The sequence below is a fragment of the Nonomuraea sp. C10 genome, from assembly GCF_008017515.1.
Classification (GTDB): Bacteria; Actinomycetota; Actinomycetes; order Streptosporangiales; family Streptosporangiaceae; genus Nonomuraea; species Nonomuraea ferruginea.
This window is the reverse complement of record NZ_VPFF01000001.1, coordinates 4467400-4490025: the sequence shown is the minus strand read 5'-3', so window position 1 is coordinate 4490025 and position 22626 is coordinate 4467400. Positions and strand designations below refer to the sequence as shown.

The following is a 22626-nucleotide window of genomic DNA, read 5'->3' as shown; positions in this document are numbered from 1 at the left end:
CATCCGCGCTACTCGCGCCGCGCCTCAGGCCGACTCGCGCCGCACCAGGTGGGTGTCGAGGATCACGACCGGCTGGCGCAGCTCCTCGCCGTTGATGCGGGCCACCAGCAGCAGTGCCATCTGGCGGCCCATCGCCTCCGTCGGCTGGTGGACGGTCGTCAGCGGCGGGTCGGCGTGCAGGGCGGCCTTCGAGTCGTCGAACCCGATCACCGCCACGTCGCCGGGGATCGCCCGGCCCGCCGCCTTCAGCACCCGGACCGCGCCCAGCGCCATCGGGTCGGAGGCGGCGAACACCGCGTCGAGGTCGGGATGGGCGGCCAGCAGCTCGGCCATCGCCGCCTCCCCGCTCTCCTCGGAGAAGTCGCCGTACGCGACCAGCTCGGGAAAGCCGGAAGGCAGCAGCGCGTCGCGGTAGCCCGCCAGCCGGTCGACGCCCACGCCCATGTCCTGCGAGCCGGCGATGGCGGCGATGCGGGTGCGGCCGAGGCCCAGCAGGTGTTTGACCGCCTGCCGGGCCCCTGCCCTGTTGTCCATGTCGACGTAGCTGTAGGGGGACAGGCCGACGGGGCGGCCGCCCAGCACGGTCGGCACGCCCATCGCCTCCAGCCTGCCCGGCAGCGGGTCGGCGCCGTGCAGCGACAGGAGCAGCACGCCGTCGACGTGCTGCCCCGTCAGGTAGTGCTGCAGCCTGGCGTGCTCCTGGGGGGTGCGCGCCATGGCCAGCAGGAGTTGCAGGCCGGTCTCCGACAGCGCCGAGCCGATGCCCCGGATGGTGCCGGCGAAGTAGGGCTCGTCGAAGAGCCGGCCTTCGGACTCGGAGACGACCAGCGCGACGGTGTCGGTGCGGCGGGTCACCAGGGTGCGGGCCGCCCGGTTGGGGACGTAGCCCAGCTCCTGGATCGCCGCCTGCACCGCGTCGCGCGCTCGCTGGCTCACATTGGGGGAGCCGTTGATGACTCTCGACACCGTGCCTCGGCCGACCCCGGCCCGGGCGGCGACTGCCTCAAGAGTCGGTCGGTTCATGGTTCCTATTCTGCCGGATGATCTCGGCATACCATGTCGCGCTGTCCTTGGGCAGCCGCTCCTGCGTCTCGTAGTCGACCCGGACGATGCCGAAGCGCTTGCCGTAGCCCCAGGCCCACTCGAAGTTGTCCATGAGCGACCAGGCGAAATAGCCCTCCAGCGGCACTCCGGCGTCGATCGCCTCGCGGCAGGCGCCCAGGTGGGCCTCGAAGTAGGCCCGCCGCTCCTCGTCGCGCACCCGGCCGTCGGCCAGGACGTCCTCGAACGCGGCGCCGTTCTCCGAGACGACCAGCGGGATCCGCGGGTAGTCGCGCGCCACCCTGGCGAGCACCTCCACCAGGCCGTCCTCGTCGATCTCCCAGCCCATCGCGGTGACCGGGCGGCCGCCGTTCACGAACGAGACGTGCTCGCTGCCCACCCAGGGCGAGGCCGAGTCGGTCGGCGCGGCCGCCGCCGAGGCCCTGCCGCCCGGCGCCCCGGACACCGTGAACCGGCTGTAGTAGTTGACCAGCAGCACGTCGATCGGCGCGTTGATGGTCTTCAGGTCGCCGTCCTCGATGAAGGCCAGGTCCATCCGCAGGTCGTCGAGGACGTCCTGCGGATAGCGGCCGGTCAGCAGCGCGTCGAGGAAGAACCGGTTCTGCAGCCCGTCGATGCGACGTGCCGCGTCCTGGTCAGCCTCGCTGGCCGTGGCCGGGGTGATCGCGTAGAGGTTCACGCAACCTCCCACCCGGCGCGCGCCCATGGCCTGGACCCCTAGTCCATGGGCGAGGTTCAAGTGGTGCGCGGCCCGGATGGCGTTCTCGGGCTCGCGGCGTCCCGGAGCATGCTCACCCGAGGCGTATCCGAGGAAGGCCGCGCACCACGGCTCATTGACGGTGCTCCATGTGTGCACCCTGTCGTGCAGCGCTTCGTGGACGATCGCCGCGTAGTCGGCGAAGCGCAGCGCCGTGTCCCTGGCCGGCCAGCCGCCTCTGTCCTCCAGGGCCTGCGGCAGGTCCCAGTGGTAGAGCGTCAGCCACGGGTCGATCCCGTGCGACAGCAGCTCGTCGACCAGGCGCTTGTAGAAGTCCAGCCCCTTCTGGTTGACGGCCCCGGATCCGTCCGGCTGCACGCGCGGCCAGGACACCGAGAAGCGGTAGGCGCTCAGGCCCAGATCCGCCATGATCCGTACGTCGTCGCGGTAGCGGTTGTAGTGGTCGATGGCGACGTCCGCGTGTTCGCCGCCCACCACCCTGCCCGGCGTCTTGGTGAACGTGTCCCAGATCGACGTGCCGCGGCCGTCCGCCGTCACCGCGCCCTCGATCTGATAGGCCGAGGTTGCCGCGCCCCACGCGAACCCGGTAGGGAATCGCAGCTCGGAGCGGGTCTGTTCCTCCTGAGTCGTCACGCCTTGACCGCACCTTCCATCAGGCCGCCCACGATCTGACGGCCGAACAGTACGAAAACTACGAAGAGAGGGAGTACCGAGGCGGCGGTGCCGGTGAACAGCATCACGTAGTCGGTGCCGTGGGCCTGGTTCAGCGCCGCGATCGAGGTCTGCACCACCGGGTTCTCCGGCAGCAGCACGATGAGCGGCCACATGAACTCGTTCCACGTCTGCATGAACACCAGCAGCGCGAGCACCGCCATGCCCGGCCGGAGCGCGGGCAGGATGACCTTGCGATAGATGCCCAGTGTTGACGCCCCGTCGACCCTGGCCGCCTCGACCAGTTCGTCCGGCACCGCCTGGGAGGCGTACTGGGTCATCATGAACACGCCGAACCCGTTGACCAGGAACGGCAGGATCACCGCCTGGAGCTGGCCGGTCCAGCCGAGCGTCACCATGAGCTCGTACAACGGCACGATGCCCATCTGCTGCAGCGGCACCATCATGGTGACCAGGATCAGCCCGAGCAGGATCTTCGAGCCGCGGAAGCGCAGCTTGGAGAAGGCGAAGCCGGCCAGGGTGGAGATGAACACCACCGACACGGTCACGGTCGTCGCCACGATCGCCGAGTTGATGAGGCCGGTGAGGAAGTAGGCGTCCTCGGTGGCGAGCAGCCGCTCGACGTTCTCGCCCAGATGGCCGCCCGGCAGCATCGGCGGCGGGGTGTCGAGCGCGTCGTCGTTGGTCCGCGTCGCCATGATGAACATGTAGTAGACGGGATAGGCCGACAGCAGCAGCGCCAGGGCGAGCACGACCTTAGTGAGAGCCCCCGCGTCCCACAGCCGGTTGACCGGTTGCCTGGTGGTCATCGTGCACCCCCGATGCGGCGCGTGAACCAGTAGTTGATCATGGTGCCGAAGAGGATCAGCACGAACAGCAGCCAGGCGGCGGCCGAGGCGTAGCCGATCTCGAACCCGCCGCGGAAGGCGGCCTCGACGATGAACATCGCCACGGTCTGGTACTGGCCGGTGGTGCCGCCGGTCATCATCTGCTCGCCCTCGAACATCACCGGCTCGGTGAACAGCGTCAGGCCGCCGATGGTGGAGATGAAGACGACGAACACGATGGTCGGCCGCAGCATCGGCAGCGTGATCTGCCAGAACTGCCGGCGCGCCGAGGCGCCGTCGATGGCCGCGGCCTCGTACAGGTCCTTGGGGATCGTCTGCATGGCGGCGAGCAGGATGATCGCGTTGTAGCCGGTCCACCGCCAGTCGACCATGGTGGCGATGGCGATCCAGGCGGACCACTTCTCGTTCTGCCAGGCGATCGGCTCGATGCCGGCGAACCCGAGTATCCAGTTGAACAGGCCGTAGTCACGGCTGTAGAGCTGGCTGAAGACGACCGCCACCGCGACCACCGAGGTGACCATCGGCAGCAGCACGCCCAGGCGCAGCAGCAGCCTGCCGCGCAGGCGCTTGTTCAGCGCGTTGGCCAGCACCAGGGCCATGATGATCTGCGGCACGGTGGCCAGCACGAACATGCCGACCGTGTTGAACACCGCGTTCCAGAACTCCGCGTCGGCGATCAGCTCGGCGTAGTTCGCGAGGCCGGCGAACTCCCGCTTGCCGGCCAGCTCGGCGTCGTGCAGCGACAGCCAGAGGGTGTAGAGAAGAGGGAAGACGCCGAAGACGGCGAACAGCAGGAAGTAGGGCGAGACCAGGAGATAGGGCATGCCCCTGAGGTCGAAGCGCCCGGCCCGCCTGCTCGGCCTCGCCCGCCTGGGCGACGCGTGCCGGGGCGGCGGCGCGAGTTGGAGAGTCATGGAAGCCTTTCGAGCCAGATCGGGAGTGGCGCCCGCCCGGAGCGGGCGCCACCCGGTCCAGTGGGAGCGTCAGCCCGCTGCCTTGACGCCCGCCTCGACGAACTTCGTCCAGGCCTCGTCGTAACCCACCGCGCCCTGGTCCATGCCCTCCAGCACCTTCTCCACCGAGGTCTTCACCTGGGCGTGCTTCTCACCCAGGAAGACCGGCTGCAGGTCCTTGACCGAGGCCGAGAAGATCTCGCCGGTCGGCACGTCGTTGAAGTACTCGTTCTTGAGGCCCGCGACCTCGGGGTCCTGCTGGGCGGGGATGGAGCTCGGGAAGGCGCCCGCCTCCTTGAAGGCCGCGATGTGGCCGTCCTTGCCCGTCAGGTAGTTGAGCACCTCGGCGGCTTCCTTCGGGTGCTTGGTCTGCTTGGGGACGGCCAGCCACGAGCCGCCCCAGTTGCCCGTGCCGCCCGGCACCGCCGCGACGTCCCAGTTGCCCTTGTTCTCCTCGCCGGCCGCGCCGGAGATCACGCCGAGCATCCACGACGGGCAGCCCATGGTGGCGAAGTCGCCGCCCTTGATGGCCTTGTTCCACGGCGGGGTGAACGCCTGGAGCTTGGCCGTCAGGCCCTGCTGGCTGAACTTCTGCACCCAGTCGAAGGAGGTCTTGACGGCCGGGTTCGTCTCCAGGACGAGGTTGTTCTCCTTGTCGAAGTACGAGATGTTGCCGTTCTTCGGCGCCTCCTGCGACAGGATCACGTTGTAGATGGTGTTCGGGCCGTCCATCCACTTCGCGCCGGTGTCGGCGGCCGAGAACTTCTTGCCGGCCTCGAGGTAGGCGTCCCAGGTCGGCCAGAGCTTGGCGACCTCCTCACGGTCGGTAGGCAGCCCGGCCTTCTCGAACAGGTCCTTGCGGTAGCACATGGTCATGCCGCCGATGTCGGTGCCCAGCGCGAACAGCTTGCCCTCGGCGTTGACGCCCGTCTCCCACTTGGCCGCGGGGAAGTCGGCCTTGCGGTCCTGCAGGCCGTACTCGCCCAGGTCGGTGAAGAACTGCGGGCGGGCGGCCATCAGGCCCATCGCGCCTTCGTCGATGCCGACGATGTCGCCGGCGCCGCTGCCCGCCTGCAGGCGCTGGAGCAGCTGCGGCAGATAGACGTCTTCGAACCTGTCGGTCAGGTTCGAGTACTTGACCTGGATGTTCGGGTGCTCGGCGTTCCACTTCTTCACGGCCTCGTCGTAGCCGAAGTTCTCGCCGCCGCCGAAGGTGTGCACGTTGATGGTGACGGGCTCCGCCGGCGTGCTCGCATCGGCTGAGGGGGCCGGAGCCTCACCGCCACCACAGGCGGCGGTCATCGCGGCCAGGGCTGTGACCAGGACTCCGGTTACTGCAAAGCGCTTGTGGTTCGTCATACCGTACCCCTCTTGGGTGTGGATCTTGGGAGGTGCATCGCGACAGTCCCGCGATTGGAGTGTCTTTGGGAGCGCTCCCACAAAGAGTGCCCGTAGCGCGTCCAGGCGTCAACGTCCCGAAACTCAACCGTTACCTCTGGGGTATTTTGTGACCCTAGAAGTAGCCGTACGGGGATATATCGCCCAAAGCGCTACTTGGGAGCGCTCCCATCCCACGGGCACCGTTTCTCCCGCACACCGGCACAAAAGCGCACCAGAACCAGAGGCGTCTCACCGGCAGGCCGCGGCCCGCGCCTCCATGAGAACGCGTTCGCGCTCGTTGCGGGTCAGCGCGGCCGCGCGCTCGAACTCGGCGCGGGCCTCGCCGAGCCGGCCCAGTTTGAACAGCAGGTCGCCGCGTACGCCCGGCAGCAGGTGGTAGTCCCGCATGGCCGGCTCGCCGGCGATCTGGTCGACCAGCTCCAGGCCCACCTCGGGGCCGTACGCCATGGCCAGGGCCACCGCGCGGTTGAGCTCGACCACCGGCGAGCCCGACAGGGCCGCGAGCCGCGCGTACAGGTCGGCGATGCGGACCCAGTCGGTCTCCCCGGGCGTGAACGCGCGGGCGTGGCAGGCCGCGATGGCGGCCTGGAGCGTGTACGGGCCCATGGTGTCTGTCAGCTCCTCGGCCCGCTCCAGCGCGGCCAGGCCGCGGCGGATGAGCAGCCGGTCCCACCGGGCGCGGTTCTGCTCCAGCAGCAGGATCGGCTCGCCGGACGGGCCCAGCCTGGCGGCCGAGCGGGACGCCTGGATCTCCATGAGCGCCACCAGGCCGAACACCTCGGGCTCCTTCGGCATCAGCCCGGCCAGCACCCGGCCCAGGCGCAGCGCGTCCTCGCAGAGGCCGGGCCGCATCCAGTCGTCGCCGGCGGTGGCCGAGTAGCCCTCGTTGAAGATCAGGTAGATGACCTCCAGCACGGACGACAGCCGTCCGGCCAGCTCCTCGCCCGCGGGGACCTCGAACGGCACCTTCCGCGTGGCCAGGGTCCGCTTCGCGCGGACGATCCGCTGCGCCACCGTCGGCTCGGGCGTCAGGAACGCGCGCGCGATCTCGTCGGTGGACAGGCCGCCCAGCACCCGCAGCGTCAGCGCGACCCGGGCCTCGGTGGACAGCACCGGATGGCACGCGGTGAACACCAGCCGCAGCAGGTCGTCCTCGATCTCCTCGGGGCCGGGCGGCTCCTGTCCGGGGTCGTCCTCCAGGGCGCGGCCGATCTCGGCGAGCTTGCGCTCGTAGCGTTCCCGGCGGCGGATCAGGTCGACGCCCCGGCGCTTGGCCACGGTCATCAGCCAGGCGCCCGGATTGCGTGGCACGCCCTCGCGGGGCCACTGCTCCAGCGCCGCGACCAGCGCGTCCTGTGCCAGCTCCTCGGCCAGGCCGACGTCGCGCACCAGCCGGGCCAGCCCGGCGATCAGCCGCGCCGCCTCGATCCGCCACACGGCCTCGATGGCCCCATGCGTCTCCGAAGCTGTCACGGGCCCATCGTATGGTCACCCCGTCCGGGACATGCCCGGCGCTCACCTCAGCGCAGGAAGCGAGAAACCGCGGCGGACGGTCGTCCACGGCGGGCGTGCCGCCCTGGTTGAGGGCGGCACGCACGCCTGGGTGTGGGTGGCGCGTTCTCGGCAGGCGTCTGGGGGTCGCCCTGGGGGCTGCCGTCAGGCGTTCGGGGGGTTGGTCTCCAGGGACTCGCGGAGGGCTTTGTCGCGCTCGGCGGTCTCCGGGGTGAGGGAGGTCTCCGGCATGTCGGCCGCGTCGAAGACCTCCCAGAGCTCCAGGCCGACGCCCTCGCCGCCCTCGGGGACGGGGACGCGCAGGGCCCATTCGACGGCCTCTTCGCGGGACTTGACCTGGATCAGCCAGAAGCCGGCGATGATCTCCTTGGTCTCCGCGAAGGGCCCGTCGATGACCTTGGGCTTGCCGGGTCCGTAGGCGATGCGGGCGGCGCGGGAGCTGGGGGCCAGCCCCTCCGCCGCCAGCAGGACACCGGCCTTGGCCAGCGACTCGTTGTAGGCCATCATGTCGTCGACGAGCTGCCGGCTCGGCATGACGCCCGCCTCGGTCTCGGCGCTGCCCTTTCCGATGATCATGAACTTCACGGTGCTTCTCCTTCGAATCCCGGTCTCGCCGACGCGTCGAACGAGCGGCGCCCGCATCGACACCTCAGGGATTCTTCCGGACAATCAGGCGGCGTACTCGGGGTAGCCGTAGCCGACGACCTGAGACTTGGGACGGATGCGCTCCTCGACGAGCCCGTTGCCGGTGTTGCCCTCGATCGTGGAGATCGTCCCGTCGCGGTTGTCCTTGACCACGAAGCCGACGTGCTGGATGGAGCCGAGGCTCTTGCTGCCGTTCCAGGCGAAGAAGACCACGGCGCCCGGCTTGGCCAGGGTGCCCCAGCGGCCGTTGTTCTGGAACCACCGCGCGTGCGTCACCGTGTAGGCGTCCCAGCCCACCTGCGCGCGGGCGCCGGTCTGCTCGCCGACCCAGGAGACGAACATCGCGCACCAGGGGGCGTTCAGGTAGGCGGCGGGGTGGCCGCCGTCACGGGCGATGGTCTCCTGGGCGCGCTGCGAGTTCGCGTACCACTCCTGGAACTTCGTGCCGCCGCCCCGCGCGTTCTCCCTGATGCCGATCTGCTCCCTGGCCAGGGCGAGCACCTGGGCCGCGGTGACGTCGATCTTGTCCTTCTCGGCGGGCTTCGCCTCCTGGGAGGCGGTCTGGCCGGTCTCCGCCTGGGCCGTCAGCGAGAGATCGTCTCCGTTGACCGGGTCGGCGTGGGCGGGGAGGGCGGAGCCCATGAAGCAGGCGACGAAGGTGGCGCCGAGGGCGGCGCGGACGTAATGCGGTTGGGTGGCACGGGGGAGGCGATGCATGACCATCGAGGGGATGTACTCCTTGCTTCCATGCCGCTTACCGGGTTAGCTGACGGGTTCGGGCGTGGAAGCTGCCCTACGGCGCGCGAGGCGCCGATTCACCCCGGAAGAAGTGGGTCCCCGGTTCCGCGCAAGGCGGATTCAGCGGTCGCAGGACGATCCTGCGATACGACGGTGTTCTCGGACACGACCGGACAAACCGGACGTATGCCGTGAATGCGGAGTAAAGTAACGCATCTGGCAAGAAACTGGCAAGTCTTCAAAGCCGCGGCTAGCGGATCTGCGCCCGCGCCTCCGCCAGAACCCGCATGATGGCAAGGCTCTCGTCAAGCGGCATGATCTCGCTCTCGGTACGACCTCGCGCCAGGCAGTCGCGGACCTCGCGCAGCTCGCCCGCGTACCCGTTGTCCGCCGGATCGTCGAGCACGTGCTCCTCCGGCTCCATCCCCGGCCCGCTGAGCACGACCCGCCGCGGAGCCCAGAACGGGGCGTCGATGTCGGCCCGCATCCCGGTGCCGACGACGGTGGCGTCGTTGGAGTAGGCGCCGAGCAGCGAGCACTCCACCAGCGCCCGCCTGCCGCCCGGATAGCTCATCAGCCCGCCCGCCTCGGCGTCCACGCCGCCCGGGGACAGCGACCCGGTGAGGTGCGTGCTCTCCGGCAGTCCGAGGAACAACTGGGCCAGCCCCATGGGGTAGATTCCCAGGTCGAGCAGGGCGCCGCCGCCCAGCTCCGGCGCCCAGAGCCGGTGCGCGGGATCGTACGGGTGCGCGAAGCCGAACGAGGCGCGCACCGAGCGGATCTCGCCGAAACGCCCGTCGCCGGCGAGCATGCGGATCAGCGGGTTGAACCGCATCCACATCGCTTCCATGAGGAAGATCCCGGCCTCGCGGGCCAGCCGGACCATCCGTTCGGCGTCGGCCGTGGTGGCGGCGAGCGGCTTCTCGCACAGCACGGCCTTGCCCGCCGCGATGGCCGCCTCGGCCACCTCCAGGTGCTGGGCGTGCGGGGTGGCGACGTAGACGGCGTCCACGGCCGGATCGGCGCACAGCTCGGCGTAGGAGCCGTGGGCGGACTCGGCGCCCAGCGTCGCGGCCAGCGCCTTGGCCCGGCCCAGGTCGCGGGAGCCGACCGCGGCCACCCTCATCCCCGGCTCGGCGGCGATGACGGCGCCCACTGTCCTGGCGATGCCGCCGGTCGCCGCGATGCCCCACGATAAGTCACGCACGCGGAAGATCGTACAGATTCATCCGCGAAAGCGATATGTGAGGCGAATTCACCCGCTGGTCTCGGGGTCGAGCCCCAGGCGGCGGCCGGCGTTCATCGCCCCGATCGCGGCCATGTCCTCGCGGTCCAGGATGAAGTCGAACACGTCGATGTTCTCCTTGATCCGCGACGGGGTGACCGACTTCGGGATCACCACGTTGCCGATCTGGATGTGCCAGCGCAGCACGATCTGCGCGGGCGTGCGGTTGTGCTTGTCCGACAGCACCGCCAGCGCCGGGTCCTCCAGCAGGCCCCGGCCGGAGCCGAGCGGGCTCCACGCCTCGGTGAGGATCCCGTTCTTGTCGTGGAACTCGCGCATCTCGTGCTGCTGGAAGTACGGGTGCAGCTCGATCTGGTTGATGCAGGGGACGATGTCGGTCTCGTCCATGAGCCGGGTGAGCGTGCCGACCGTGAAGTTGGACACGCCGATGGCCCTGGCCCGGCCGTCCCGGTAGATCTTCTCCAGGCCGCGCCAGGCCTGGACGTACTTGTTCTGCTTCGGCGCCGGCCAGTGGATCAGGTAGAGGTCGACGTGGTCGAGGCCGAGCCTGGCCAGGCTCTCGTCGAAGGCCCGCTCCACCCGGTCGTGGTCGGAGTTCCACAGCTTGGTGGTGACGAAGAGCTTCTCGCGCGGGATGCCGGAGGCGCGCACGGCCCGGCCGACGCCCTCCTCGTTGCGGTAGAGCGTGGCCGTGTCGATGTGGCGGTAGCCGGCCTCGAGCGCGGTCAGCACGGCCCGCTCCGCCTCGTCGTCGGTCACCTTCCAGACGCCGAGGCCGAGTTGCGGGATCTCGACACCTTCTCTGTAAAGCCGTAGCGAGTTCATACTTCCCATTGTTCACGTCTCGTTCCGCACGGCTTAAGCCGCCCGGGCTAGCTTGAAGCGGTCGTGAACGGGCCATCACCTGGCTGGGAGAGCAAACGTGGTCAAACAGGCGTCGGCCTGGGTGGAATCCCCGCTCCAGATGCTGTGCGCCGTCGAGGCCCATCACGCGGGGCTGCTCGGCCCGGCCACCATCGTGGTGCCGCGGGCGCGGCTGCGCGCCCTCAAGGCGACCGGGCGCGAGCTGCGCGGCCTCGACCTGCCCGCCGGGCTGGAGCTGGCCGAGCCGAGCGAGCGCATGCCGCGCCGGCCGGCCGCCGTCGGCGACGCCTTCTCCGGCCGGGTGCAGCTGCGCTGGCTCGCCGCCTTCCCCGGCAGGGTCGTCGTGGTGGACGACGGCATGGCCACGATCCGGCTGCTGGAACTGCTCGCCGCGAAACCGTACCGGCCGCTGCTGCGGGCCCGCGCCCAGCCGGGCGCGCTGCGCGCGGCGCTCGGGCTGGCCGCCGCGATCAGGCTGCGCGCGGGCGGGGTCACGGTCTTCACCGCGCTGCCCGTCCCGCCACACCTGGCGGAGGCGGTCCGCCGGGCGGGCGTCGACCTGGTACGGCACGAGTTCGCATGGCTGCGCGGCCAGCCGCCCAGCGAGCCGGGGCCCGCCGAGCGGACGGTCGTGCTCGGCACCTCGCTGGTGCGCAACGGGCTGGTGCACCGCGAGCGCTACCTGCGCTGGCTGACCGACCTGGCGGCCGAGGAGCCGCTCGCGTACTACCCGCACCGGCGGGAGGACCCGGTCGACGTCGCGGTCATCCGCGAGCGGCCCGGCATCACCGTGCACGACGGCGGCGCGCCCGCCGAGCTGACGCTGCGCGGCCTCGACCCGGGCCAGCGGGTGGTCAGCCTGCCGTCGACCGCGATCTCCTCGCTGCGGGTGCTGCTCGGCCCGCGCGGAGTGGCGGTGGAGCCGGTGGACGTGCCCGACGACTGGTGGACGAGCAGGGCGGCCCCCGCGCTGCGCTCGCATCTGACAGGAGTGACAGGAGTGACCGGTTGAGAGTGCTGGCGGTGGCCGACTCCGACTCGTACCTGAAGTGGGCGGCCTGCCTGCTCCAGGACCTGCCGGACGGCTGTGACACCGAACTGGTGGTGGTGCGCACCCCGATCGCGCCGTCGGCCGAGCAGATCGCCGCCGCCGTGGGGGACCGGCCCGCGCCGCCGGTGCTGAGCGCCCGCGCGCTGCGCCGCCTGGCGGAACGGTCCAGGCCCGACGTGATCCTGGTGTCCTGCACGGGTCCGGTCGTGGACGTGCTGGTGTCCGGCGTGCTGGACGGGCTGCGCCCGCGGCCGGTGTTCGCCACCGGGCTGCCCGGCATCTCGGTGCCCGCGACGGAGAAGGCGTGGCTGTTCCGCAGCGGCTGCGACCTGTTCGTGGTGCACAGCGAGCGCGAGGTGGCCGAGTTCGCGGCCATCGCGGCCCGGCTCGGCGGGGGAGGGGCGGTCGGCCTGGCCAGGCTGCCGTTCCTGCGGCCCCGGCAGGAGCGGTCCGGCGGCGACCGGGTGGTCTTCGCCACCCAGGCCAAGGTGCCGAAGGCGCGCGAGGACCGCGAGCGGATCCTGCTCGCGCTGGCCGAGCTGGCCGTCCGCGAACCCGGCCTGGACGTCGTGGTCAAGCTGCGCGCGCTCGAAGGCGAGCGGCAGACCCACCGCGAGCGCCACCACTACCAGAAGCTCTGGCGGGAGCTGGGCGAGCCGGGCCGGCTGCGGTTCGCCGCCGGGTCGATGCAGGACCAGCTCTCGCGGGCGGCCGGGTTCGTCACCGTCAGCTCCACGGCGGCGCTGGAGGCCATCGCCATGGGCGTGCCGTCGCTGGTGCTGAGCGACTTCGGGGTGAACGCGGAGATGATCAACCTGGTGTTCGAGGACAGCGGCCTGCTCGGCACGCTCGACGACCTGGCCGAGGGCGGCTTCCGGCAGGCGGACCCGCGGTGGTGCGCGGCCAACTACTTCCACCCGGACGAGCGCGGCGACTGGACCGGGCTGCTGACCGGGCTGGTGCTCTCCCGGTCCCGGGTGCCGGCCGCGTCCCTGCTGGACGGCCCCGAGCACGCCGCCGCCCGCCGCCGCGCCCGGCTGCGGGTCGAGGTGCCGCCGAACATGCTGCGCGCCGGCTACCGCGCCAAGCGACGCGTCCGCCGCTACCTCAAAGTCCTGACCTGACGCGTACGGCGCGGAGGTCGCCGCAGGTGGAGCGGGGTCAGCGGGTGGTTCGGAGTTTTCTGCGCAGGCGGTCCAGCGGGCCCGGCGGGGGCTGCTCGGACCTGCCGGGCTTTTCGGGCTTGTCGAGGAGGCCCAGGGCCTCCAGCCGCCTGCGCTTGAAATAGCGGGCGTCGAAGGTGAAGCCGTCGGGCCGCAGGTCCGGGTACGCCTCGGCCTGCATGCAGTAGCCCACCGCGCGGACCAGCTCCGGCAGGTCGGCCGCGGGCGGCTCGTCGACGAAGCCGTCCTCCGACAGCCGGGGGAGCAGCGCGTCCACGATCGTGGCAGGGATCCGGTTGCTGTTCTCGTACGGGGTCAGCCGCTCCAGCACCAGGCCGGTGCCGTGGGAGACGGCGCGCAGCCCGTAGTGGCGGCGCGCCGTCACCAGGGCGGTGGAGAAGCAGCCCACCACCAGCTCCGGCCGGAGCGTGGCGAAGCAGACTTCGGCGGGCACGCTCTCCCCGGCCACCGTCACCTGGACGCCGAGCGGCCCGGCGGCGGCGCGCAGCAGCCGGGCGTGCTCACGCCCCGCCGAGGGATGCGGCTTGAACAGCACGCCCGTGTAGCCGCGGGCGGCCAGGCCGCGCAGCATCGCCTCGTGCAGCCCGGCCTCCTCCTCGGGGGTGACGACGCCGAGCGCCGACAGGTACTGCCCGAGGATCATCGCCTGGCCGCCCGCCATGGCCGGCGCGGTCGCGGCCACCTCGCGGACGACCGACAGGAACGGCTCCTCCGGCAGCCTCACGGCCGGCACCCCGTACTCGCTCAGCAGCAGCGGCGCCAGCCCCGGCACCAGGTCGAGGTGGAGCAGGCGGGTGACGCGGTGGAAGATCTCGGCGGGCAGCGGGTCACGGGTCGGTCCGTAGCTCATCAGCCCGTCGGAGTAGACGGTGATCGGGCAGTCGCGGACCAGCCCGGCGATCGTGCGGGCGGGCGCGACCGCGATCGACTCGACCACCAGCTCGTCGGCCACGTCCAGCCGCAGGTGGGAGCGGACCAGCCGCTCCAGCATCGGCGCCTCGACGATCCTGGGCCGCCACTCCGCCGGATGCAGCGGGGCGATCAGCTCGTTCCACGAGCGCACCTCGTCGAACCGGGAGGCGAGCGCGGCGAAGCCCGGGGTCGCGTCCAGCGGCGTGGAGACCTCGGGGACCGGCGTGTTCGAGGACACCAGCAGCACCCTGCGGCCGTCCCCGAACAGGCCGGCGTCGATGCCCGCCGCCAGCGACATCGCGCCGAACAGCGTCGAGGCGTAGAAGACCGTCGTCGGGTGGCTCGTCATGATTCCTCCCCATCGGGGCGCGGCCCGCGGGCCGGGACGGGCAGACCGGGCAGCAGCTCGCGCAGCACGGCCGAACGCTCGGCGGGCATCGCCGCCGCGGCCTCCGCCACCAGCTCGCGCGGCAGCGCCTGCGCCATCCGCGCGCCGCGCTCGGTGAACCGGGCCCGCAGCTCCGGCGGGAACCGGTCCGCGAGCTCCAGGTGGTGGGCGAGCAGACCGCAGAAGTTGCGCACCGCCTTCGGCAGGTACTTCTCCTCCAGGTCCGCGAAGACCAGCTCGAACGCGTCGAAGAAGTGCAGCTGCCGCTCGTCGCCCACCTGGGTGAGCGAGCCGGCCACCTGCCGCCGGTAGAACACGCCCGCCATCGACACCGCGGCGAACGTCACCGCCTCCCGGTGCAGCCGCCAGATCCACGGCCGGTCCTCGGCGGTGTGCAGCCCGGAGGGGAAGCGCAGCAGGTCACCCAGCGACCGCCGGTAGACGCCCGCCCAGGCGTACGGGTAGTCCACCATCGTGCGCGTGCCCGCCGGCAGGATCGCCCCGCGCGGGTCGAGCACCGCGCCCCGCCGCGCCGCGGGGGCCCGGTGCACGACCCGCTTGCGGCCCTCGACCTGTACGTGGTCGGCGCGTACGAAGTCGCAGCCGAGCCCGTCGATGACCGCGACCAGCCGCGCCAGGTAGCCGGGAGCCAGCCAGTCGTCGCCGTCCAGGAACGTGACGTACCGGCCGGAGACGGCCGCAAGCCCGGCGTTGCGCGCGTCCGCCAGCCCGAGCGGCTCGGGGTTGCGGATCACGGCGAGTCCGGGCAGGTCGGCGCGGAAGTCCTCGACGACGGCGGCGGTGCCGTCCACCGACCCGTCGTCGACCACGACGAACTCGAAGCCGGGCCGGAAGTTGCGGGCCAGCGAGGCGAGCGCGTCGGAGATGAAGCGCTCGCCGTCGCGGACCGGCACGATGACCGAGAGGGTGATCACCGAGGTCAGACGGTGATCCGGCGCAGCCGCGCCTTCGGGGCCTCCTCGCCGGGGAAGACCCGCTTGACGCCGTCGCCCATGGCCTGCTCGATGATCCGGATGTCGCGCACCAGGTGCTCCAGGCCCGACGGCTCCAGCGAGGCGGCGTGGTCGGAGCCCCACATGGTGCGGTCGAGGGTGATGTGCCGCTCCACGCAGACCGCGCCGAGCGTCACCGCGGCCAGCGAGATCTGCAGGCCCCGCTCATGCCCCGAGTAGCCGACCGGCACCCCGTACCGCTCCTTGAGCGTGGTGATCGTGCGCAGGTTGGCCTCCTCGGGAGGCAGCGGGTACGTGGACGTCGCGTGCATCATGATCAGCTTGTCGGTGCCGAGGATCTCCACGGCCTCGTCGATCTCCCGCAGCGTGGACATCCCGGTCGACAGGATGATCGGCTTGCCGGTGGCGGCCAGCGCGCGCAGCAGCTGGTGGTCGGCGACGCCGGCCGAGGCCACCTTGTGCGTCAGGACGTCCATGTCCTCCAGGAACTCCACCGACGGCACGTCCCACGGGGAGGCGAACCAGTGCAGGCCGCGCTCGTCGCAGTACTCAGCGATCTGCCGGTACTCGTCGGCGCCGAACTCGGTGCGCTCCTTGTACTCCAGGTAGGTCATCTCGCCCCACGGCGTCTGCCGGATCTGCCCCTTCTGCGCCTCGGGCACGCAGATGGCCGGGGTGCGCTTCTGGAACTTCACCGCCTGGCAGCCGGCGTCGGCCGCCACGTCGATGAGCCGGCGGGCGATGTCGAGGTCGCCGTTGTGGTTGATGCCGATCTCGCCGATCACGTACACCGGCTCGCCGTCGCCGACCGGCACGTCCCCGATGGACACCGGGCGGAACCTGAGCCGCGGCGGCGCGGCCGGAGCCGGCTCCTCCGGGACCGGCCGGGCCGCGACCACCCGGTCGCACAGCTCGCGCACCGCGCCGTCGCCGCCCGCCCTGGTCAGCACCACCCGGGCCGCGGCGCGCACCCGCGGGTGCGCGTCCGGCACCGCGACCGGCCAGCCCACCTCGGCCATCGGGCCCAGGTCGTTGACGTCGTTGCCGACGTACGCCACGCGGGCCGGGTCGAGGTTCTCGATGGCGAGCCAGTCGCGCAGCACCGTCCGCTTGTCGGCCAGCCCCTGCAGCACCGGCACGCCGAGCTTGCGCGCCCTGGCCGCCACCACCGGGTTGTGCTCGGTCGACATGACCAGCACCTTCACCCCGGCGCGGCGCAGCAGCGACACGCCCATCCCGTCCGAGCGGCTGACCAGCACCATCTCGCGGCCCTCGGAGTCGACGTAGGCGCGGTCGTCGGTGTGCACGCCGTCGAAGTCGGTGATGACCGCGTCCACGTCGATCGGCTCGGGCGCGTCCACGAACGGGGCCAGCGCCCTTACGATCTCCAGGTCCTCGGGCGTGTCCACCTCGACCGCGTGCCGGGCCGGCACCGCCTGCACGGCCACGTCGCCGAAGAAGCGGTGACCGCGCTCGCGGAACCCCGCCGCGCGCATCACGTAGAAGGCGCCGGTCTCGCGGAACTGCGGCTCCATGTCCTGCCTGCGCGGCCGGGACGCCGGGTCGTGGTTGACGCCCGCGCCGGCCGGGGTCCACAGGAACTCGTGCGTCGGCGTACCGGAGAAGACCGCGTCGGCCTCGCCGTCGAGCACCCGGCGCACGGCCGCCGACAGGTCGGCGGGATCGATGAACGCGCTCGTGCACTGCACGAGCACGACGACCTCGGGGTCCTCGCCCAGGGCGTCGAGGGCGTGCAGCACGGCCGACTCGCTGGAGGCCGTGGCGCCGCTCAGCTCGGCCGGCCGCTCCACCACCCGCGCGCCCGCCCGCTCGGCGGCCTCGGCGATGCCCGGGTGATCGGTGCTCACCACCACCTCGTCCACCAGCTCGGCCTGCAGGCACGCGCGGACCGCGCGGGCCACGAGCGGGGTGCCCCCGACGGGGGCGAGGTTCTTCAGTGGTACGCCCGCCGAACCTCCACGGGCGGGAACTACGGCCAGGACTCGCAACGTATCTCCTCTATCCTCCGGGTTGCATCCAGAAGCTAGAGGCGCTGGTTGAACTGGCAGCGTCCCCGTTCTTAACTTTCCGGGGGCATCGGGTTGCGTCACCCGGGCCAGGTGGCCGGCAGGCGCAGCACGAACCTGGCGCCGTGCGGGCTGTCCTCCACCCGGATCTGCCCGCCGTGCGCGAGCGCCACGTCGCGGGCGATCGCCAGGCCCAGCCCGGTGCCGCCCGCGTCCCGGCTGCGGGCGGCGTCCAGCCGGGTGAACCGCTCGAAGATGCGCTTGCGGTCGCCGACGGCGATCGGCGCGCCGTCGTTCTCCACGCAGAGCACAGCCTGGCCGTCCTGCCGCCGCACCTCGACGGACACCTGCTTCTCGGCGTGCCGCTGGGCGTTGTCCAGCAGGTTCGTCAGCACCCTGGCCAGCTGGAGCCGGACGCCGTGCACGGTGACGCCCTCGGCGAGCTCGGTCCTCACCGGGACCCTGTCCGTGCGCCTGGCGAGCTCCTGGCGGACCAGCTCGGCCAGGTCCACCTGCTCCCTGGCGGCGGCGTCCTCGCCGGAGCCGATCCTGGCCAGCAGCAGCAGGTCGGTGATGATGGCCTCCAGCCGGTCGGTGTCGCGCAGCGCGGACTTCACCAGCGTCCGCACGTCGGCCTCGTCCGGGTAGAGCTGGGCGCTCTCCAGCTGGGCGCGCAGCCCGGCGATCGGGGTGCGCAGCTCGTGCGAGGCGTCGGCGGCGAACTGGCGCTGCTGCAGCCCGGCGCGTTCCAGGCGGGCCAGGGTGCCGTTGACGGAGCGGGCGAGCTGCGCCACCTCGTCGTCACCCGGCGGCTCCGTCACCCGGCGGCTCAGGTCGCGGGCGGTGATGTGGTCCAGCTCCCGCCGCATCCGCGCCACCGGGCGCAGGGCCGAGCCGGTGACCACCCAGGTCGCCCAGGCGGTGAGCGCGAGGATCGCGGCGAGCTGGACGGCCGCGCTGATCTCCATGCTCCGGGTGGAGAGCAGGGGCGGGGTGCGCCGCGCCGCGTAGACGATCGGCGCCTCGGCGGTCAGGCCGGCCCGCATCACGGTGATGTGCATACACATGGCGGGCAGGCAAGCGGTGACGTCGACGTCCCGGCCGCCCGGCCGCGGCCGCACGCCGCTCAGCATCGGCAGTTTCCTGGCCGCGTCGCTCGCCGCGAGGATCCGGCCGTCGTGCGCGACCAGCTGGATCAGGTCGACGTCGCTGTCGAGCACCGGCAGCCCGTGGCCGGCGCCCAGCTCGCCGCCGCGCACCCGGGCGGCGATGCGGGCGGCGGTGTCTCCCGTGGAGTCCCAGGTCGCCTGCGCGATCAGGTGGCGGGTGATGAGGACGCCCGCGATCGCCACGGGGGTGAGCACGAGCGCGGCGACGACCGTGGCGATGATGGTGACGCGTCCCCGCAGGGATCGGGCCCACAGGCGCACCTCACCGACGCTACCGACCGTAGTCTTCGCGGACTGCCGCGCCGAGGGAAAGAAAGGTCAAATGCTCCCGATCCTCATCAAAGACGGTCCCGCACCGGCCGGCGCGGGAGAATCGGGTGGGACCCCGCCGGCTTCCGCCGGGTGGGGATGCAAGCTTGCCGAAACTTGCACACCGTCGGACGCTGGAGGTTGAGCCTCCCCGGAATGCCTCTGGATGAGGATCGGGTAACGCCCTCTTGCAAAATCTTCCAAAAATTGCAAAATCCAGCTAACGTCCCGGAAACAAGAGCCGCGAAAGCGGTCGATCACTGATCTTTCGGGAGGTCTCATGAGCAAGCGAGCCCTGGGCGTGGCCGCTCTCGCGACGCTGGCCTTAACCGCCTGTGGCGGCTCCGACCCCGCTGCCCCCTCCGCGGCGCCGAGCGAGTCCGCCTCGGCCGCTCCCGCGTCGGGCAACCTCGTCATCTGGGCCGACCCCAACCGGGTCAAGGCCCTCACCCCCTTCGCCGATCAGTTCGGCACCGAGAACGGCGTGACCGTCGAGGTGAAGGAGATCAGCAAGGACAACCAGCAGACCTTCCTGACCGCCTCCCAGCAGGGCAGCGGCCCCGACGTCATGGTCGGCGCGCACGACTGGATCGGCAACCTGGTGCAGAACGGCGCCATCGAGCCGGTCAACCTGACCGAGGAGCAGAAGGCGGCGTTCTCCGACATCGCGATCAAGGCGGTCACCTTCGACGGCCAGATCTACGGCGCCCCGTACGCCGTCGAGAACATCGCCCTGATCCGCAACACCGACCTGGCCCCCGACGCGCCCGCCACGATCGAGGACATGGTGGCGACCGGCAAGAAGCTCAAGGACGACGGCAAGGTCCAGGAGATCCTCTGCCTGCCCGTGGCCCAGAAGGGCGACGCCTTCCACGTCTACCCGCTGTTCGCCGCCGGCGGCGGCAAGCTGTTCGGCTCCACCCCGGCCGGCGACCCCGACCCCAAGCAGGTGCTGGTCGGCTCCGAGGGCTCGGTCAAGGCCTTCGGGAAGCTGCGCGAGCTGGGGGAGAAGGGCGACGGCGCGCTCAAGACGTCGATCACCAACGAGAACTACATCCCCAGCTTCGCCGGCAAGAAGTGCGCCTTCCTCATCTCCGGCCCGTGGGCCATGACCGACGTCAAGAAGGGCGGCTTCGGCTACGACATCACGCCCGTCCCGTCGTTCGAGGGCGGCGAGCCCGCCACCCCGTTCGTCGGCGTCCAGTCGTTCTTCGTCGCGGCCAAGGGCCAGAACAAGACGCTCGCCCAGGAGTTCGTCACCAACTACGTGACCAACAAGGACGTCGCCAAGGCGCTGTACGACGCCGACCCCCGGCCCCCGGCGCTGACCGCCGCCCTGGAGGAGGTCAAGGCGGCCGACGCCGACGCCGGCAAGTTCATGGACGCGGGCAAGGACGGCATGCCGATGCCCGCCATCCCGGAGATGCAGGCCGTGTGGGAGCCGTTCGGCATCGCCGAGGCAGGCGTGGTCAAGGGCGGCGACCCGGCCGAGGCGGCCGCCGCCGCGCAGAAGACCATCGACGGCTCGCTCAAGAACTGACGCCCCATGTCGCCGGACGTGCGCGAGACCGCGGAGGCGTCACAGGCTCCGCGGCCCCGCCGCAACATCACCACCGCCTTCGTGGTGAGCAGGATCGCGGTGCTCGCCGTCGCCGCCGCGATCCTGCTCTACGCCGCGCCGCCGCTGGTCGCCACCGGGTCGTGGATCGGGCTGGCCGTGCTGCTCGGGGCCACCACCGTCATCGGCTACCTCTACCTGACCCGGCGGTACGTCCCGGCCAAGTATCTCGTCCCCGGCACCGTCTTCCTCATCGCCTTCCAGGTGTTCCCGGTGCTCTACACGGTGACCACCGCCTTCACCAACTTCGGCGACGGCCACCGCGGTGACAAGGCGGCGGCGATCACCGCCATCGAGCGCGGCTCCGTACGGCAGGCGCCCGGCTCGCCCGAGTACCAGCTCACCACCGCGCTGCGCGGCGGCGAACTGGTGTTCCTGCTCGTCGACCCCGCCACCAAGCAGGTCCGGCTCGGCGACGCGGGCGGGCTGTCGCCGCTGCCCGGCGCCGAGGTCGGCGTCACCGGCAAGGTGCTGCGCGCGCCCGGCGTCACCGTGCTGACCGCGCCGCAGGCCGCCGCCCGCGGCGAGGAGATCGCCGCGCTGACCGTGCCCACCGACGGCGGGGCCATCAAGGCCAACGGGCTCAGCCGCGCCGTCGAGGGCAGGGCGGCGCTCGTCTACGACGCGGGCTGCGACTGCATGTGGGGCGAGGGCGGCCCGTGGCGCGCCGACGGGTCGCAGGGCTACTTCGTCAACGCCGCCGGCGAGCACCTGGCCCAGGGCTGGCAGGTCAACGTCGGCCTGGCCAACTTCGCCAGGGTGCTGACCAACCCCACGATCTCCGGCTACTTCCTCGGCGTGTTCGGCTGGAACGCGGTCTTCGCGCTGGCCTCCGTAGCCGGCACGTTCGGGCTCGGCATGGCCGTCGCGCTGGCCCTGCACCACCCGCGCATGCGCGGCACCAAGGCCTACCGGATCGCGCTCATCCTGCCGTACGCCATGCCGTCGTTCGCGATGCTGCTGGTCTGGCGTGACATGTTCAACCGCGACTTCGGGCTGGTCAACCAGATGCTCGGGCTGAACGTGGACTGGCTCGGCGAGGTGACCACCGCCCGGCTCGCCGTCGTCCTGGTCAACCTGTGGCTGGGCTTCCCGTACATGTTCCTGGTCACGACCGGGGCGCTGCAGGCGATCCCGCGGGAGCTGACCGAGGCCGCCGCCATCGACGGGGCCACCCCGTGGAAGGCGTTCCGGCGGGTGACGCTGCCGCTGCTGCTGGTGGCGCTGACGCCGCTGCTCATCTCGTCGTTCGCGTACAACTTCAACAACTTCAACGCCATCCAGCTCACCACCGAGGGCGGGCCGTTCCCGCCGGAGAACCCGCAGGTGGGGGGCACCGACCTGCTCATCACCTACACGTTCAGGCTGGCCTTCGGCACCGGCGGCGCGCAGTTCGGCTTCGCGGCCGCGATCTCGGTGTTCATCTTCGCCATCGTGGCGATCGTCTCGGCCGTGGCGTTCCGCCGTACCCGCAAGCAGGAGGAGGTGTACGCGTGAAGCTGGCGCTCAGGCACGCGTTCGTGCTCGCCGTGTGCGCGTTCGCGATCTTCCCCATCCTGTTCGTCGTCTCGGCGGCGATCAACCCGCTGGGCACCCTCGCCTCGACCGAGCTGCTGCCGACCGGAGCCGGCCTGGACAACTTCGGCGAGCTGATGACCTCGGACGTCTACCCGTTCGGCCGGTGGTTCTTCAACTCGGTGTTCATCGCGCTGCTGTCGTCGTTCGCCAGCCTGCTGCTGTCGATGTTCGCCGCCTACGCCTTCAGCCGGATGCGCTTCGCCGGGCGCCGGGTCGGGCTGCTGGCGCTGCTGCTCATCCAGATGTTCCCGCAGTTCCTGGCCATCGTGACGATCTTCATGATCTTCACCAGGGTGACCGAGCTGTACCCGGCGTTCGGCTTCGACACCGTGTGGGGGCTCATGCTGCTCTACCTGGGCGGCGCGCTCGGCGTGAACACCTGGCTGATGAAGGGCTTCCTGGACACCGTGCCGAAGGAGCTCGACGAGGCCGCCACCGTGGACGGCGCCACGCACGCGCAGGTCTTCTGGAAGGTCATCATGCCGCTGGTCACGCCGATCCTCGCGGTCACCGCGCTGCTGGCGTTCATCACCACCATGAGCGAGTTCCTCATGGCGAACGTCTTCCTGCGCGACCCGGAGAGCAAGACGCTCGCCGTGGGCATGTACGGGATGATCGCCGGCGACCGGCGCAACGAGAACTTCGGCATGTTCGCCGCCGCCACGCTGCTCACCGCGATCCCGACCGTCAGCGTCTTCCTCTGGCTGCAGAAGTACATCGTCTCCGGACTCACCTCCGGCGCCGTCAAGGGGTGACT

The 22626-nt window shown here is 71.2% G+C and carries 19 protein-coding genes and 1 riboswitch; of the genes, 5 read left to right on the top strand and 14 right to left on the bottom strand.

The features are described 5' to 3' along the window. Positions 1–24 precede the first annotated feature (24 nt). The 10 genes from FR742_RS20630 to FR742_RS20585 all read right to left on the bottom strand — a co-directional run bounded on the left by FR742_RS20630 (position 25) and on the right by FR742_RS20585 (position 10620). On the bottom strand, positions 25–1023 hold the full coding sequence (locus FR742_RS20630) for a LacI family DNA-binding transcriptional regulator (protein WP_148032452.1): 999 nt from the start codon (positions 1021–1023) through the stop codon (positions 25–27). Beyond that, complete coding sequence (locus FR742_RS20625) at positions 1004–2413, bottom strand: GH1 family beta-glucosidase (protein ID WP_148032451.1); 1410 nt, start codon at positions 2411–2413, stop codon at positions 1004–1006. Before FR742_RS20625 ends, FR742_RS20630 begins: the two co-directional genes overlap by 20 nt. Further along, positions 2410–3261, bottom strand: a complete 852-nt coding sequence (locus FR742_RS20620) for a carbohydrate ABC transporter permease (protein ID WP_148032450.1) — start codon at positions 3259–3261, stop codon at positions 2410–2412. The genes FR742_RS20625 and FR742_RS20620 overlap by 4 nt, the downstream gene beginning before the upstream one ends. Then, positions 3258–4214: a carbohydrate ABC transporter permease gene (locus tag FR742_RS20615; RefSeq protein ID WP_148032449.1), complete on the bottom strand. Its 957-nt coding sequence runs from the start codon at positions 4212–4214 to the stop codon at positions 3258–3260. The genes FR742_RS20620 and FR742_RS20615 overlap by 4 nt, the downstream gene beginning before the upstream one ends. A 69-nt stretch (positions 4215–4283) precedes the next feature. Continuing rightward, the gene (locus FR742_RS20610) at positions 4284–5612 is read right to left on the bottom strand and encodes an ABC transporter substrate-binding protein (protein WP_148032448.1); all 1329 of its coding nucleotides are present in this window, start codon (positions 5610–5612) and stop codon (positions 4284–4286) included. A 270-nt stretch (positions 5613–5882) separates the two neighbouring features. Beyond that, positions 5883–7127, bottom strand: a complete 1245-nt coding sequence (locus FR742_RS20605; protein ID WP_148032447.1) for an RNA polymerase sigma factor — start codon at positions 7125–7127, stop codon at positions 5883–5885. Positions 7128–7310: 183 nt separating this feature from the next. Continuing rightward, the gene (locus tag FR742_RS20600) at positions 7311–7742 is read right to left on the bottom strand and encodes a YciI family protein (RefSeq protein WP_261808869.1); all 432 of its coding nucleotides are present in this window, start codon (positions 7740–7742) and stop codon (positions 7311–7313) included. 93 nt (positions 7743–7835) lie between these two features. After that, complete coding sequence (locus FR742_RS20595; protein ID WP_261808641.1) at positions 7836–8534, bottom strand: CHAP domain-containing protein; 699 nt, start codon at positions 8532–8534, stop codon at positions 7836–7838. A 13-nt stretch (positions 8535–8547) separates the two neighbouring features. Then, a riboswitch (cyclic di-AMP (ydaO/yuaA leader) is annotated at positions 8548–8685 on the bottom strand. Between the two features lie 114 nt (positions 8686–8799). Then, the gene (locus FR742_RS20590) at positions 8800–9756 is read right to left on the bottom strand and encodes a Gfo/Idh/MocA family protein (RefSeq protein ID WP_222709010.1); all 957 of its coding nucleotides are present in this window, start codon (positions 9754–9756) and stop codon (positions 8800–8802) included. Positions 9757–9804: 48 nt separating this feature from the next. Continuing rightward, positions 9805–10620 carry an aldo/keto reductase gene (locus FR742_RS20585; protein ID WP_222709009.1) on the bottom strand — a complete coding sequence of 272 codons (816 nt, stop codon included), beginning with the start codon at positions 10618–10620 and terminating at the stop codon, positions 9805–9807. A gap of 97 nt (positions 10621–10717) precedes the next feature. Here FR742_RS20585 and FR742_RS20580 point away from each other — a divergent pair, with 97 nt between their 5' ends. Then, entirely contained in the window at positions 10718–11671 is a 954-nt protein-coding gene (locus FR742_RS20580) for a hypothetical protein (protein WP_148032443.1), read from the top strand. Between the two features lie 2 nt (positions 11672–11673). Further along, positions 11674–12834 (top strand): DUF6716 putative glycosyltransferase, encoded by a 1161-nt coding sequence (locus FR742_RS20575; RefSeq protein ID WP_261808868.1) that lies wholly within the window; start codon positions 11674–11676, stop codon positions 12832–12834. Positions 12835–12871: 37 nt separating this feature from the next. Here the strand turns inward: FR742_RS20575 and FR742_RS20570 are convergent, their stop codons facing one another. The 4 genes from FR742_RS20570 to FR742_RS20555 all read right to left on the bottom strand — a co-directional run bounded on the left by FR742_RS20570 (position 12872) and on the right by FR742_RS20555 (position 18625). Further along, positions 12872–14155, bottom strand: a complete 1284-nt coding sequence (locus tag FR742_RS20570; protein ID WP_148032441.1) for a polysialyltransferase family glycosyltransferase — start codon at positions 14153–14155, stop codon at positions 12872–12874. Continuing rightward, on the bottom strand, positions 14152–15129 hold the full coding sequence (locus tag FR742_RS20565) for a glycosyltransferase family 2 protein (RefSeq protein WP_187281237.1): 978 nt from the start codon (positions 15127–15129) through the stop codon (positions 14152–14154). Before FR742_RS20565 ends, FR742_RS20570 begins: the two co-directional genes overlap by 4 nt. A gap of 5 nt (positions 15130–15134) precedes the next feature. Further along, a complete protein-coding gene (locus FR742_RS20560) occupies positions 15135–17177 on the bottom strand; it encodes an N-acetylneuraminate synthase family protein (RefSeq protein WP_148032440.1) in 2043 nt (680 codons plus the stop codon). 98 nt (positions 17178–17275) lie between these two features. Then, a complete protein-coding gene (locus tag FR742_RS20555) occupies positions 17276–18625 on the bottom strand; it encodes a cell wall metabolism sensor histidine kinase WalK (RefSeq protein WP_148032439.1) in 1350 nt (449 codons plus the stop codon). A 328-nt stretch (positions 18626–18953) separates the two neighbouring features. Between FR742_RS20555 and FR742_RS20550 the strand changes: the two genes are divergently transcribed. The 3 genes from FR742_RS20550 to FR742_RS20540 are packed head-to-tail and all read left to right on the top strand — an operon-like array spanning position 18954 to position 22624. Further along, entirely contained in the window at positions 18954–20213 is a 1260-nt protein-coding gene (locus FR742_RS20550) for a maltose ABC transporter substrate-binding protein (RefSeq protein WP_148032438.1), read from the top strand. A 6-nt stretch (positions 20214–20219) separates the two neighbouring features. Then, complete coding sequence (locus FR742_RS20545) at positions 20220–21788, top strand: ABC transporter permease subunit (RefSeq protein WP_148032437.1); 1569 nt, start codon at positions 20220–20222, stop codon at positions 21786–21788. Continuing rightward, positions 21785–22624 carry a sugar ABC transporter permease gene (locus FR742_RS20540; protein WP_222709008.1) on the top strand — a complete coding sequence of 280 codons (840 nt, stop codon included), beginning with the start codon at positions 21785–21787 and terminating at the stop codon, positions 22622–22624. The genes FR742_RS20545 and FR742_RS20540 overlap by 4 nt, the downstream gene beginning before the upstream one ends. Positions 22625–22626 lie beyond the last annotated feature (2 nt).